Origin of the sequence: Rubrivivax sp. A210 (assembly GCF_904426505.1) — a bacterium.
In the GTDB taxonomy this organism is placed as follows: domain Bacteria; phylum Pseudomonadota; class Gammaproteobacteria; order Burkholderiales; family Burkholderiaceae_C; genus Rubrivivax.
The window spans coordinates 1-12,541 of sequence record NZ_CAJGBN010000022.1; the positions used below are offsets into that span (position 1 = coordinate 1).

The window sequence follows — 12,541 nt, forward strand, 5'->3', positions numbered from 1 at the left end:
CTAACACGTCGCTCAAGCTGAGCACCAACGGCAAAACACCAGGCCCCGGCCACAGGTACGCTGTACATTTTCTGTGGTCGGGGCCTGGCGTTTCACCGTCGGTGCCAGCTTAGCTCCCACGTTAGGCGGCACATCTGACCCCCTGTTCACCTCCGCGTACCGATGAAAACACGAACAGCCATCCTGCTTGTTGCAACCCACCTCGCCGTAGCGGCAGCTGGCTTTGCTGGAGGCATCTACGCGCTGCCAATCCTCACAGCGCCGGCCCCACCAACGATGGAAGAGATCAAAGCAGCTACAGGGCATGCTCTATTCTCAGGAACGTTCAAACGTGAGCTCAAAGACAGCGACGCGCTGCATTGGGGCGAAGGCGCCGTCACCATCGGGTCTACCTCCATATCCTTTGTAGGAAAGCTAGCACCAGGGCCAGACTACAAGCTCTACCTTTCGCCCGAATTTGTGGAAACCGAGTCAGACTTCAACCGCCTGAAGAAGCAGATGGTTCGAGTAGGCGACGTGAAGACCTTCGAGAATTTCGTGGTCACAGTTCCTGGCGGCATCGATCCAACCAAGTACAGCGCTGTTATTGTCTGGTGCGAGAGCTTTGGGCAGTTCATCACTGCAGCAAAGTACAGGTAGCGCAAGGTGCCGCCTAACCCCTCGGTCAAGCTGAGCACCAACGGCAGGCCACCAGGCCCGAGCCACAGGTACGGTGTACATTTTCTGTGGCTCGGGCCTGGCGTCCTGCCGTTGGCGCCAGCTTACCTCGAACGTTAGGCCTCACAGGAACCGGTTGCGGCGCACCACCATTTTCAACAGCCAAGCAGCCCTTGCCCCTGCACTGAAGTGCATGCCACTAAGGGTCAACCCGCATTGGCACCTATGGCAATATCCGGGTGCATGCACCCAGTTCTTGCCATAGGCACCAGGATCGCTATGCTGTCTAAAACACGTTAGGCGTCAGAAGCAACCCACCACTCATGCCGACCGAGTCCTACTTGCTCTACGCGATCATCGTCGCGTGTGAGATCGGCTTCTGGGTCATCCTCCTATTGACACTCGCAATCCGCTATCTGCTACGGCGGAAGCAGCTGAGCCGCGCACTCCTCGTCTGCCTGCCGCTGATAGACCTTCTGCTCTTGTTCTTCACCGCAACCGACCTGCGCCGAGGTACAGCCGCCACGTTTGCACATGGGCTTGCCGCTGCCTATATTGGCTTCACCGTAGCGTTTGGAGGAATGGCCGTGAAGTGGGCTGACGCGCACTTTGCCTACAGGTTTGCTGCGGGCCCGCCACCCGCCGATGGGCCCGCCCGCGGGTGGGCACTAGTCCGCTACGACTTCAAGCTTTGGGCGCGGTGCATTGCGGCCTGTCTCATCACTATGGTCTTGGTCCAAGCACTCGTACAGCTCGTAGGCAACAGCGAAGCCACCTATTCCTTGCTTGCGTGGCACAAGCACGCCTTTGGCTGCATCGTGCTTTGGTTCTTCTTTGGTCCCGCGTGGAGTCTGGCAACGGCATGGCGGCGCGCACGCTGACGCCTAACCCCTCGCTCAAGCGGAGCGCCAACGGCGGGCCACCAGGCCCGGCCTGGCGGTACGCGGTACATTTTCGCCAGCCCGGGCCTGGCGTCCCACCGTCGTCGCCCGCTTAGCTCGAACGTTAGGCATCTCAAAACCACCTACTCCACTGGACAAGATGGAAGCTCTCAAAATATTTCTCGGCCTCACTCCTCTAGGATATGCCGTCTTTCTAGCAGGCTTGGCGATCTCAGGGGCAGCGCTACTCTATCTACGTGCGCCTCCTCAAGTCACACCTCCATCGCCTCCATCGACGCCAGTGCCCGTACCCGGCCCAGTCCCGGTAACCGTAGTAGTCAATATCGAGAACTGGCAAAGATCCGCGTCACCAGTGCGGATTGTGGATAGCGCCGGACGTCACGCCGAAATTGAAGCCATCGTGCTTTCGAATGACTTTAACTGGAGCCTGGAGAGTCACTCGAAAGTTGAGCGACACGGCGACGAGGCCAGTGTCGTTAAGCACTTGTTGACCCCAGGAATCTCAAACGTCATTGCAGGCTACGCAGAGGTTGTGGCAGTAGGTGCGGCCTCAAGCGAGGGCGCGGAGGTGAATCCCGCAGCAGAAGATGATCGCGCATCGCGACGTGCAGATCAACTTCAACTATGGATAAAGGAATACGTGCCTAGTTCTAAAGCGCTTTACTCCCTGTCTCTGGGCCACTTTCGTCCGGGTATGCCCAGCGATGGAGATTTTTCGGCGCAGAGGAGAATCGTAATTGTGGGGGTCGTACGAAGCGATCCAGGCTTTGAACTTTCCGGAGCGCTATACAAGGACCTCGGCAAAGTGCCGGGCTTTCCGTTCGACTTTCAGAACTATAGTGAGTTCAAACTCGTGAGACGCCGCTGAGATGCCTAACCCCTCGCTCAAGCGGAGCGCCAACGGCAGGCCACCAGGCCCGGTCTGGCGGTACGCGGTACATTTTCGCCAGCCCGGGCCTGGCGTCCTGCCGTCGTCGCCCGCTTAGCTCGAACGTTAGGCCCCAGAACACACTCCCAAGCGTTCATTCAGTTCCGTCAGCGCGTCCCAATCGGAGAAGAAACATGCAGCTTAGTGATCTTAACGTCGAGTACGAGAAAGCCGTCGCCACCGTCAACAAGGACTTCGATTGGTACAAGAAGAATCGCCTCGGCTATATGATTGCTTCTTGGACAATACGAGCAGTTGCAGCGCTTTGCCTGGGAGCGGGCGTGCTTCTTCCACTGACAGTTCCTGTTGGCGACGTAACCCTTTTAGGTGTCAAGTTCTCATCCGGAGCCCAGGCAGCAATCGCCGCACTCCTGCTGGGAGGCCTCCTCATCGGACTGAATCAAGTCTTCCTCGTTACCTCCACCTGGGCACGCTACGCAACGGCCATGCTTCGCATTGGGTCACTGATCCGTTTGCTCGAATGGGACTGGAAGATCATGGCCGGTGGCTTGAAGGCGGACGTTAACGTTGATGAGGCAAAGAAGGCGCGCGAGCTGTTTCGTGCTGCCGTCGCCGACAGTGCCAAGATAACCGAGTCTGAAACTACGGCGTGGAGCGGGGAACTATCAAAGGCAGTTGATAGCCTTGCTGCTCTGATCAAGGATCAACGCGGAGCCGTGGAAACACAGCTCAAGGAACTTCAGAAAGCACAAGATGAAGCAAAGAAGGCCGCCGAGCAAGCGAAGCAGGAGCAAGAGAAGGCTGCAGAAGCTGCACGCAAAGCTGCTGCGCCTCCTCCCACTGGGGCAGTACGAATAAAATTTGAAGGCGCTATCAATCGACTTCAGGGCACCGTGAAAGCAGTACTATCCGGAAAAGAACAAGTCTCCGACGCGAAGCAACTTTCGTTTGTATTTCTGGATATAACACCAGGACTTAAAGAGCTGGTTGTGTCTGCGCAAGATGCAAATGGAGCAGCTATCGTTATTCGGTCAGCCGTAAAAGGTGTGAGCGGAGAGGTCACCGACGTATCGATTGCCGTCCCTGGGGCCTAACCCCTCGCTCAAGCGGAGCGCCAACGGCAGGCCACCAGGCCCGGGCCGGTGGTACTCTGTACATTTTCACCGGCCCGGGCCTGGCGTCCTGCCGTCGGCGCCCGCTTAGCTCGAACGTTAGGCCTCGCAACCACGCACCTCGCTTCGCCAGCGGACACAAGTATGTACCTGGGTCAGTCATCGGTTCTCGACTTCGTAGTTTGTGCAGGGCTCGGTATAGCCGCCGTTTCCTGCACCTTGGCAGCAACGATCACGGTCCGAGAGAGCGCTGTGATTTGGAACTCTTCCCTTGCAGATGCCACCGTTCGGGTGCTGGCCTTCGTGCTCTTTGGAGGCGCCCTTCTGTCGATAGCGGCCGTCCTCGGCGACACCAAGCCCGCGCGAGATTCGAACTCAATACTCGGGTTTGCAGGCGGCGCATTGCTCGCGTCGCCAATTTTGCTTGCGGCCATTCGCAAGAAGAAATGAACTCAGGCTATGTGGTTTGTGCTCTGTAACAAACTCGCCCATTCCTGCAGCAGCCGCCACTTACCAATCGCCAATGCTTGTGCCAGCAGCTGCCGAGCGAGGCCTAACCCCTCGCTCAAGCGGAGCGCCAACGGCAGGCCACCAGGCCCGGTCTGGCGGTACGCGGTACATTTTCGCCAGCCCGGGCCTGGCGTCCTGCCGTCGTCGCCCACTTAGCTCGAACGTTAGGCCTCACAGGAACCGGTTGTGGCGCACCACCATTTTCAACAGCCAAGCAGCCCTTGCCCCTGCACTGAAGTGCATGCCACTAAGGGTCAACCCGCATTGGCACCTATGGCAATATCCGGGTGCATGCACCCAGTTCTTGCCATAGGCACCAGGGTCGCTATGCTGTCTAAAACACGTTAGGCAGCGCAATGCAAGCGCAATGGCGCACCAACAGAGTCAGCGCCTGTCGGCGTTTGCTGAACAGCCCCGAAGCGGCAAAGCCGCGAGAGAGTTGTGGGGCCTGCTGGCACCCGATGAAGTTCGCGCCAATCAGTATTCAGAACGATCGGCCCGTACACCATCTCAGTCGAAACCGAATGGTCTTCAGTTGCTTGGCACCACCGTGCCAGTTCGCCCCGCAGCACTGCGTAGGTTGCCATGGAATTCAGTTGGTTCATGGGGCCGCCGCGGCCAGAATCGCCGTGCACCATGACCACGTCGGCGGCTTGAACACGGTGTCCGGCAAGGTCAACGGCGCGGAGCGGGAGGCACACGCTGTTCGGCCCAAGGCTGTGCGGTTTCGCCAGCAGTTGACGCGGTGCTCAGCAAGAACAGCGCTGCCTAACCCGTCGCTCAAGCTGAGCCCCAACGGCAAAACGCCAGGCCCCGGCCACAGGTACGGTGTACATTCTCTGTGGCCGGGGCCTGGCGTTTCACCGTCGATGCCAGCTTAGCTCCAACGTTAGGCGCCGCAGCGCGCACTTCGCTCTCCTTCCAACGATCTTAATCCTCTCTCTGCCAATCCACTATGAGTTCAGTACCCAAGGGCGCTGCTTCCGCATCGCTGGACGAGTTGCGCCGCCTAGAACGCCTCTGGAGGAGATGTGGTCAGGGGTGGTTTCTGACGCACTGGCTCCTCTTGGCCACTAACTTGACAGCGGCTATTGTTATGCTGGCCGGAAATCGACTTGGCCTATCTACTGAGGCGTTGCTTCTTGCCTCAATCTACGTCCCGACATCTACTCTTGTCATTGCAACGCTGAAGCCGTCCACACGAGCCACCACTTTCATTTCCGCGTATCGCATGCTTTACTTCGCATTAATCAAGCAGCGACTGTCTGCGCTGTCTACTGAAAAAGTCGTTTCCATCGCTGAGCAGGCTGAGGCGATGATTGCTCAGGGAGGCTACATGCCCTCCCTCTCGGAGATCGCGCCACAAGACAAGGCTTCACCGCCAGAAAGAACAATCCCTTGAGGGCGGCGCCTAACCCCTCGCTCAACCGGACCAACTACGGCAGGCCACCTTGGCCCGGTCTGAGGTACTCGGTACATTATCTCAGCCCGGGCCAAGGCGTCCTGCCTCCGCTGGCCGGTTAGCTCGAACGTTAGGCATCAGATGCGACCACTGTTGGCTTTTCTACTACTGTTTATGAGCACTGCCTTCTCAGCCGAGCCGACAAGCGGACGCGAGTGGGCTACCGCAGTCTCGACACAGGCCAAGACTGACCGGAAGATCATCTTTCGGTACATCAAGGAATTTCAGCCTGCCTTTCAGCGCTCGACCTATCCAAACAGGATCATCATCACTTGGCGCTATCAGTCGGACTCCGGATTGCCCAGCACGTCTGAGCGGACACGAATGGAACGTCTTGAAGATCTGCTTGAGCCCGTCACGGAGAAGACTGGATTGGCAACTCTGGTCTTGGTCTCCACCGGTGAGAATCTCAGGGAATGGATCTACTACGCCCAGTCAGAGCAGCGCTTCTTTCAGGCGCTCAACACGGCTCTTGCGGCTGAGGGCAGATTCCCGATCGAGATTCACGCGGGCAGAGACGCCAGTTGGAAGTCCTACGAAGAGTTCCGCAAAGGCGTCCGCGAGTGACGCTGATGCCTAACCCCTCGCTCAAGCGGAGCGCCAACGGCAGGCCGCCAGGCCCGGGCCGGTGGTACGCGGTACATTTTCACCGGCCCGGGCCTGGCGTCCTGCCGTCGTCGCCCGCTTAGCTCGAACGTTAGGCCGCACAAATGCCGCAGCGCGCTAGCCACCGGATTCTTACCCGTTCTCCACGGCAAAGCTACGCAGGCCAGGCGAACCGCGAAACACTTGATGCATCAGACACTTTGACTTAATCTGAACCTCTGTTCTGAACGGGAAGGACTTATGCCACGAATTTGGAAGGATCCAGTTGCTTGGTCGGCCTCGGCTGTCGCAACGAAAGGCCGCCTCTTCGTAACGACTGGTTCGATAACAGGGTATCACGCATTCGTTGTCTACCAAGTTCTGACGGCCAGATCCCAGTCCGGAATAATCGCTGGCATAGCCTTTATGTGCTTCATGCAGTGCCTTTTTGTATATGCGCTTTACCGGCTCTACGAGAGATGGAACTCGCATCGAACAGCGCCAAGTGCGGCCTAACCCCTCGCTCAAGCGGAGCGCCAACGGCAGGCCACCAGGCCCGGCCTGGTGGTACGCGGTACATTTTCACCAGTCCGGGCCTGGCGTCCTACCGTCGCCGCCCGCTTAGCTCGAACGTTAGGCCGCACACGGAGACGCCGCGGCGCGCGAAGCCCCTCATGGGCAACCGCAGGGCCATCGGAGTGCGGATAACGCTTCTCTCCAATACGGAGTACGTTCTATGAGCATTGCCCTTGAGAGCGAAGTGAACTGGCTGCAGTCCTTGTCGGCAGCCGATCGTGCGCGCTTCTTCGCCTCGCTGAGCCACGGACTTACAGTGGCGGTTCGGGTTCTCTGTCATTCGGACGCAGACGCCAAAGAAGCGCTCGAAGCCGTGCGCCAGTTGAACGAAGCTCATCACCGAGTTGCGGGATACCTCACGCACATTCAGGGTGGCAGTGAAGACACCGCTTGGTTGAGGGCAGTGACGTCCTACGCCATCACCCCTGAACTACCTGCAGTGCGGCAGCAGGCGCACCAGGCTTGGCAGCACGCCCGCGCGCTCATAGAGGGTGGCAGTGCGGCCTAACCCCTCGTTCAACCGGACCCGCTACGGCAAGCACCGTAAGCCCGGCCTGAGGCACATGGTGCATCATCTCAGTCCGGGCTTACGGCGCTTGCCTCCGCGGGCCGGTTAACTCGAACGTTAGGCCACACAATCCACCCTTCACTTTCACTACCAACTGCCATGAAGAAGGCGCTCTTCTGTCTGTCCCTCACTCTTGTCCTCGCTGGTTGTGCAACCGTCTCCAAGCCGGTTCCGGATGACTACAAAGGCCCAATAGTTCAGCTCTCGGATACAGGTATGCGAGAAGATGGGAGCAAAGGGCAGTTCTTTGTCGCAACTGAGATCGACGGAAATGCAATTCAGAACGCGCTCCGGGAAACCAGAGGTGCGAGTTATGGACAAGGGTTCTCGCTGAATTCCCGATACACCACTCGAGACATACCTGTCCGGCCAATGAAGATAAAGCTGGTCGCGACTCACCAAACAGCTGCTCCGATTCACGAGATGGCAAGCCGTATGGCTGGAACTTTCTTCAGTATTGACGGAGTAGTTGATTTCAAACCCACCGAGGGACACCGATACGAAGTCGCTGGGGAACTTAAGAAAGAGCGCTCTTGCGTCTGGATCTTGGACGCCGAGTCGAAGCAACCGGCGACAGAAAAAGTGTGCTCCAAGTAGTCCACCCCAGGTGTGGCCTAACCCCTCGCTCAACCGGACCAGCTACGGCAGGCCACCTTGGCCCGAACTGAGGTACGCGGTCCATTCTCTCAGTTCGGGCCAAGGCGTCCTGCCTCCGCTGGCCGGTTAGCTCGAACGTTAGGCCTCACAAAACCATGAGTACGCCGCCCACCTACGATCCCAATATCCAGCCGAACGCAGAAGCGTGGCTAGAACTCGACGAACAGGAACGCATCTCGTTGGCCGAGAGATTCCATCGACGCGCAAGGATCGAACTACCGAACGTGAAGGCACATGCCACCTTTCACGCAATCGTCGAGAATCAGATAGCCCTCGGACTTGAATGTGTCAATCGTGCAGTGTCAAGGCTTTTGAAGCAGGGCCTGTCGCGTCACGATGCAGTTCATGCCATCGCCTCGGTTCTTGCTGACCATTTGTACGAACAGGCAAATTCGAAGACAGAAGACACAGCCGAAGTCGTGCAAGCACGCTACGATTCAGCCGTCGAGCGGCTAACCGCAAAAGAATGGCTCAGCAAGTATGGTGCGCAGTGAGGCCTAACCCCTCGCTCAAGCGGAGCACCAACGGCAAGCCACCAGGCCCGGGCTGGTGGTACACGGTACATTTTCACCAGCCCGGGCCTGGCGGCTTACCGTCGGCGCCCGCTTAGCTCGAACGTTAGGCTTCACAAAATGCCCTCCTACCCAACTCGTCGCATAGCTCTAGCACTGATGGCATTTGCTCCCACAATGGTAGCCGTCGCAGAGGAATCCAGAGGTAAATTTGGACTCACAGTTGAAGTCGATTCAGATGGAGTATTCAATCCCACGCTCAAGAGTGTACTTATCCAAAGCGTTCAATCTGGTATGCCCGCTGCTCTCGCCGGCATTGTTGCCGGAGATTCAATTCTTGAAGTTGAAGGCAGCAAGGTTGCAGGAGCCAAGGCATCCACGATGGCAGACAGAATGAACAAGAAGCCAGGGGAAAAAGTAACCTTAAAGCTTCGTCGGGCAAGCGGAGAAGCATACGAAGTAACGCTGGTAGCAGTACCACCGAGGCACTGAATCGTCACACCAACAAGTGAAGCCTAACCCCTCGCTCAAGCGGAGCACCAACGGCAGGCCACCAAGCCCGGGCCGGTGGTACGCGGTACATTTTCACCGGCCCGGGCTCGGCGTCCTGCCGTCGTCGCCCGCTTAGCTCGAACGTTAGGCCACGCAAATACACTCACCTCGGCAGCTTTCACGAGATCCGCCAGCCGCACTAAATGCATCCCCTCATCAGCATCACTGTGGCTCAGAAAGCGACCAAATTCCGCGAGCAAAGGCCTCGTCTCCAAGTTTCACGAGTATTTACGCTGAAGCCCACATCACAAGTGAAAATCAGCCCCGACGTCCACCACTACGCCGAGAATCTACTCGGCCAGTTCTCTGGCGTCGCCGTCTACGCCTCGCCAGCGCAGCACCGAGGAAGGACACCCAGCCTGGCCAGTAGTCGCAGCAAAGAAGCGTTGGCGTCCTTGTGCTGGGCGCCCGGGCCAAGCAGAAGCTGGTCGTCGCGGCAGTGCCACCAAATCAACTCAAGACAAGGCGTGCATCAGTGGCCGTCAGAAGCGTGGCCTAACACGTCGCTCAAGCTGAGCACCAACGGCAAAACACCAGGCCCCGGCCACAGGTACGCTGTACATTTTCTGTGGCCGGGGCCTGGCGTTTCACCGTCGGTGCCAGCTTAGCTCCCACGTTAGGCCTCACAGGAACCGGTTGTGGCGCACCACCATTTTCAACAGCCAAGCAGCCCTTGCCCCTGCACTGAAGTGCATGCCACTAAGGGTCAACCCGCATTGGCACCTATGGCAATATCCGGGTGCATGCACCCAGTTCTTGCCATAGGCACCAGGATCGCTATGCTGTCTAAAACACGTTAGGCCTTGCAAACAAAGAGCATCGCACATCCCCGAGTGAGAACAGCCGGTGCGGCCCGCATCGTCAATACACCCAAAGTGGCAAACTACGGTATTGCGTTCACTCTTGTTCAACTTTTGGCATCGGAAGGAGATTCGATGAATAGCCTCAAGAATCACGTTTTCAACAACGCAAAGCACTGGCAGAACAACTTTGCGGGCATCTTCCTACTCTCAGCGACAATATTTGCCGTCGTCATAGCAGTAAATCTACATTTCATCAGCCAAGCTACGGCCTCACTCCTCTGGCTGCTCGGCATCATTGGCATTGCCTCACTTGGCTGCTGGACCTGGCTAGCAATGCATACAGGCACCAAAACTGCTCAGCGCGTACTCTTCAAGCCTCGGTAGTTTTGTCTCAAGTACTCATCAAGACTATCCTCAACGCGCCAGCAAGGCCTAACACCTCGGTCAAGCCGAGCACCAACGGCGGGCCACCAGGCCCCGGCCACAGGTACGCGGTACATTATCTGTGGCCGGGGCCTGGCGTCCCACCGTTGGTGCCGGCTTACCTCGAACGTTAGACCGCACAGCCCACCAACTGGGCGGTCCACTCGCTTGACACTAAGAACGCGACGCGTTATTATTGCCACCCGTGACTATCCGAAGCTTCAAGTGCAAAGACACCCAAGCCCTCTTTGAAGGCAAGCGCGTCAAGCGCTGGGTGAACATCGAACGACCTGCTCTCCGCAAGCTTGCCCAGTTGGATTGGTCTGCAGTTCTTGACGATCTGAAGGTACCGCCCGGCAATGGACTGGAAGCGCTGAAAGATGATCGGAAGGGACAACACAGTATCCGAATCAATCAGCAGTGGCGAGTCTGCTTCGTCTGGACCCCAGAAGGAGCCACGGACGTAGAGATCATCGACTATCACTGAAGGAAGAAGCCATGCGCACTGTTCTACCTGTCTCGCCAGGCGAGATGCTTGAAGAGGAATTTCTCAAGCCCTTGGGGCTGACGAAGTACCGCCTCGCAAAAGACATCGGTGTTCCGGCACAACGGATCGGCGAAATCGTCTCTGGCAAGCGCTCGGTCACGGCAGACACCGACCTTCGGCTCTGCCGGTACTTCGGCCTGAGCGATGGCTGGTGGTTGCGCGGGCAGGTTGCGTATGACACAGCCATTGCAAGGGAGGCGCTCCAAAAGGAGCTGGCTACCATCCAAAGGTGTTCACTCTTGGCGGCGTAGCGCGGTGCGGTCTAACCCCTCGCTCAAGCGGAGCACCAACGGCAGGCCACCAGGGCCCGGCCTGTGGCACACGGTGCATTTTCACAGCCCGGGCCCTGGCGTCCTACCGTCGGCGCCCGCTTAGCTCGAACGTTAGGCAGCACAGAAGAACCTCCCTGCTACCACCCGCAGAGCCCGTCTTCGAACCATGGTCCAAGTACGCATCGCCAGCGCCCAAGACAGCAAAGCCATCGGTTCCATCATCCGAGGTGAGAGCCTTCATTTCCTCGTTGAACCGGACGGTGAAGATGCGCAGCGGTTCTACGCGGCTCTGGAACCAGATGCCATCGAGAAGTCGATGACCGAACCGTCACGCTGCTACTTTGTAGCTGAAGAAGGCAACAAGGTCATCGGAATGATCATGACCCGCGACAACAACTACGTCTCGCAGTTCTTCGTGGCTGCTCAGTATCAAGGCCGGGGAATCGGAGCCAGACTCTGGCGTCTTGCACTACACAACGCCGTGTCTACCGGTGCTGCAGGAGAGTTCAAAGTCGATTCCAGCCTCGTCGCCAAGCCTGTCTACGAAAGACTAGGCTTCGTTGCCGTCGGAGAACCAACAGTCCGTAGTGGCTTCAAGTTCATTCCCATGCGTCGGCCTGCCGCCAGTGCTGCCTAACCCCTCGTTCAACCGGACCAGCTACGGCAGGCCACCTTGGCCCGAACTGAGGTACGCGGTACATTCTCTCAGTTCGGACCAAGGTGGCCTGCCTCCGCTGGCCGGTTAACTCGAACGTTAGGCCTCTTAATCCATCATTCCGGCCCACCCCTCCATGGTCGCCAAAACTAAGAAGATGACGCTGGCACGCGAGCAACTCGAAGATGGCATTTCCCTTCTGATGGCGGCACGCTATGTTTCAGCGCTTACCCTACTTGGTGCCGCTGAAGAAATACTCGCCCGACTACTACAGGAAGCGGGCGGTGAACATCCACTCGATGACTATTGGAAAGGTATTAACGAAATCAGAAGAGCGCGTGGCGGAGAAGACCTGTCAAAATCTTTCATCCACCGACATTTCAATGAACCACGGAATCAAGTCAAGCACCACACTCCAGGTGATGCGCATGAGGTAGTCTTGCATAAGGTCGCTGCAGCGGTGATGATGGCGCGAAGAGCAACGACTGCCGCAAAGGATCTAAATCTCAAATACAAGCATCAGGAAGCCCTGGATACTTGGCTAAGGGCCAACGATTTTTTATAAATGAACGAGAATCAAGAAACTTGTCTAGAAACTCCGAATACGTGCTGTTGCCTAGTGCGAAAGAGGCCTAACCCCTCGCTCAAGCGGAGCGCCAACGGCAGGCCACCAGGCCCGGGCCGGTGGTACGCGGTACATTTTCACCGGCCCGGGCCTGGCGTCCTGCCGTCGTCGCCCGCTTAGCTCGAACGTTAGGCCTCGCAATCAGCCTGTTCAGGTTTCCTACCCAGCAGATCGCAGGAGACCAAATGACAACCGTTGCCATTTCGGTAGAACTCCAAGTCGACATTCCGGGAT

The 12,541-nt window shown here is 57.7% G+C and carries 16 protein-coding genes; all 16 read left to right on the forward strand.

All coding sequences use genetic code 11. The annotated features are described in order from the left end of the window. Positions 1 to 162 precede the first annotated feature (162 nt). The 16 genes from JMV16_RS13635 (at position 163) to JMV16_RS13710 (ending at position 12,247) form a co-directional block, all read left to right on the forward strand. Positions 163 to 639, forward strand: coding sequence for a DM13 domain-containing protein (locus JMV16_RS13635; RefSeq protein ID WP_201494834.1), 477 nt, complete (start codon positions 163 to 165; stop codon positions 637 to 639). A gap of 341 nt (positions 640 to 980) precedes the next feature. After that, on the forward strand, positions 981 to 1,538 hold the full coding sequence (locus tag JMV16_RS13640; protein ID WP_201494835.1) for a hypothetical protein: 558 nt from the start codon (positions 981 to 983) through the stop codon (positions 1,536 to 1,538). A gap of 160 nt (positions 1,539 to 1,698) precedes the next feature. Next, positions 1,699 to 2,427, forward strand: a complete 729-nt coding sequence (locus JMV16_RS13645; protein ID WP_201494836.1) for a hypothetical protein — start codon at positions 1,699 to 1,701, stop codon at positions 2,425 to 2,427. 194 nt (positions 2,428 to 2,621) lie between these two features. After that, the gene (locus tag JMV16_RS13650; RefSeq protein ID WP_201494837.1) at positions 2,622 to 3,542 is read left to right on the forward strand and encodes an SLATT domain-containing protein; all 921 of its coding nucleotides are present in this window, start codon (positions 2,622 to 2,624) and stop codon (positions 3,540 to 3,542) included. Between the two features lie 162 nt (positions 3,543 to 3,704). Then, positions 3,705 to 4,010 (forward strand): hypothetical protein, encoded by a 306-nt coding sequence (locus JMV16_RS13655; RefSeq protein ID WP_201494838.1) that lies wholly within the window; start codon positions 3,705 to 3,707, stop codon positions 4,008 to 4,010. Positions 4,011 to 5,166: 1,156 nt separating this feature from the next. Continuing rightward, complete coding sequence (locus JMV16_RS13660) at positions 5,167 to 5,472, forward strand: hypothetical protein (protein WP_201494839.1); 306 nt, start codon at positions 5,167 to 5,169, stop codon at positions 5,470 to 5,472. Between the two features lie 174 nt (positions 5,473 to 5,646). Beyond that, a complete protein-coding gene (locus tag JMV16_RS13665; RefSeq protein WP_201494840.1) occupies positions 5,647 to 6,099 on the forward strand; it encodes a DUF695 domain-containing protein in 453 nt (150 codons plus the stop codon). 754 nt (positions 6,100 to 6,853) lie between these two features. Beyond that, positions 6,854 to 7,201, forward strand: a complete 348-nt coding sequence (locus JMV16_RS13670) for a hypothetical protein (protein WP_201494841.1) — start codon at positions 6,854 to 6,856, stop codon at positions 7,199 to 7,201. A gap of 159 nt (positions 7,202 to 7,360) precedes the next feature. Continuing rightward, entirely contained in the window at positions 7,361 to 7,858 is a 498-nt protein-coding gene (locus tag JMV16_RS13675) for a hypothetical protein (RefSeq protein ID WP_201494842.1), read from the forward strand. 155 nt (positions 7,859 to 8,013) lie between these two features. After that, positions 8,014 to 8,412, forward strand: a complete 399-nt coding sequence (locus tag JMV16_RS13680; RefSeq protein WP_201494843.1) for a hypothetical protein — start codon at positions 8,014 to 8,016, stop codon at positions 8,410 to 8,412. A gap of 195 nt (positions 8,413 to 8,607) precedes the next feature. Next, complete coding sequence (locus tag JMV16_RS13685; RefSeq protein WP_201494844.1) at positions 8,608 to 8,922, forward strand: PDZ domain-containing protein; 315 nt, start codon at positions 8,608 to 8,610, stop codon at positions 8,920 to 8,922. A gap of 995 nt (positions 8,923 to 9,917) precedes the next feature. Then, on the forward strand, positions 9,918 to 10,169 hold the full coding sequence (locus JMV16_RS13690) for a hypothetical protein (protein WP_201494845.1): 252 nt from the start codon (positions 9,918 to 9,920) through the stop codon (positions 10,167 to 10,169). A gap of 244 nt (positions 10,170 to 10,413) precedes the next feature. Beyond that, a complete protein-coding gene (locus JMV16_RS13695) occupies positions 10,414 to 10,695 on the forward strand; it encodes a type II toxin-antitoxin system RelE/ParE family toxin (RefSeq protein ID WP_201494846.1) in 282 nt (93 codons plus the stop codon). A gap of 11 nt (positions 10,696 to 10,706) precedes the next feature. After that, complete coding sequence (locus JMV16_RS13700; RefSeq protein WP_201494847.1) at positions 10,707 to 11,006, forward strand: HigA family addiction module antitoxin; 300 nt, start codon at positions 10,707 to 10,709, stop codon at positions 11,004 to 11,006. A gap of 187 nt (positions 11,007 to 11,193) precedes the next feature. Beyond that, positions 11,194 to 11,664, forward strand: coding sequence for a GNAT family N-acetyltransferase (locus JMV16_RS13705; protein WP_201494848.1), 471 nt, complete (start codon positions 11,194 to 11,196; stop codon positions 11,662 to 11,664). A gap of 154 nt (positions 11,665 to 11,818) precedes the next feature. Beyond that, on the forward strand, positions 11,819 to 12,247 hold the full coding sequence (locus tag JMV16_RS13710; RefSeq protein ID WP_201494849.1) for a hypothetical protein: 429 nt from the start codon (positions 11,819 to 11,821) through the stop codon (positions 12,245 to 12,247). Positions 12,248 to 12,541 lie beyond the last annotated feature (294 nt).

What these genes read in the sequence shown, in the direction of transcription:
- JMV16_RS13635 (WP_201494834.1), top strand. Translation starts at nt 163, where the DNA reads ATGAAAACACGAACAGCCATCCTGCTTGTTGCAACCCACCTCGCCGTA.
- JMV16_RS13675 (WP_201494842.1), top strand. Translation starts at nt 7,361, where the DNA reads ATGAAGAAGGCGCTCTTCTGTCTGTCCCTCACTCTTGTCCTCGCTGGT.
- JMV16_RS13665 (WP_201494840.1), top strand. Translation starts at nt 5,647, where the DNA reads ATGAGCACTGCCTTCTCAGCCGAGCCGACAAGCGGACGCGAGTGGGCT.
- JMV16_RS13650 (WP_201494837.1), top strand. Translation starts at nt 2,622, where the DNA reads ATGCAGCTTAGTGATCTTAACGTCGAGTACGAGAAAGCCGTCGCCACC.
- JMV16_RS13680 (WP_201494843.1), top strand. Translation starts at nt 8,014, where the DNA reads ATGAGTACGCCGCCCACCTACGATCCCAATATCCAGCCGAACGCAGAA.
- JMV16_RS13705 (WP_201494848.1), top strand. Translation starts at nt 11,194, where the DNA reads ATGGTCCAAGTACGCATCGCCAGCGCCCAAGACAGCAAAGCCATCGGT.
- JMV16_RS13645 (WP_201494836.1), top strand. Translation starts at nt 1,699, where the DNA reads ATGGAAGCTCTCAAAATATTTCTCGGCCTCACTCCTCTAGGATATGCC.
- JMV16_RS13700 (WP_201494847.1), top strand. Translation starts at nt 10,707, where the DNA reads ATGCGCACTGTTCTACCTGTCTCGCCAGGCGAGATGCTTGAAGAGGAA.
- JMV16_RS13655 (WP_201494838.1), top strand. Translation starts at nt 3,705, where the DNA reads ATGTACCTGGGTCAGTCATCGGTTCTCGACTTCGTAGTTTGTGCAGGG.
- JMV16_RS13690 (WP_201494845.1), top strand. Translation starts at nt 9,918, where the DNA reads ATGAATAGCCTCAAGAATCACGTTTTCAACAACGCAAAGCACTGGCAG.
- JMV16_RS13710 (WP_201494849.1), top strand. Translation starts at nt 11,819, where the DNA reads ATGGTCGCCAAAACTAAGAAGATGACGCTGGCACGCGAGCAACTCGAA.
- JMV16_RS13685 (WP_201494844.1), top strand. Translation starts at nt 8,608, where the DNA reads ATGGTAGCCGTCGCAGAGGAATCCAGAGGTAAATTTGGACTCACAGTT.
- JMV16_RS13660 (WP_201494839.1), top strand. Translation starts at nt 5,167, where the DNA reads ATGCTGGCCGGAAATCGACTTGGCCTATCTACTGAGGCGTTGCTTCTT.
- JMV16_RS13640 (WP_201494835.1), top strand. Translation starts at nt 981, where the DNA reads ATGCCGACCGAGTCCTACTTGCTCTACGCGATCATCGTCGCGTGTGAG.
- JMV16_RS13670 (WP_201494841.1), top strand. Translation starts at nt 6,854, where the DNA reads ATGAGCATTGCCCTTGAGAGCGAAGTGAACTGGCTGCAGTCCTTGTCG.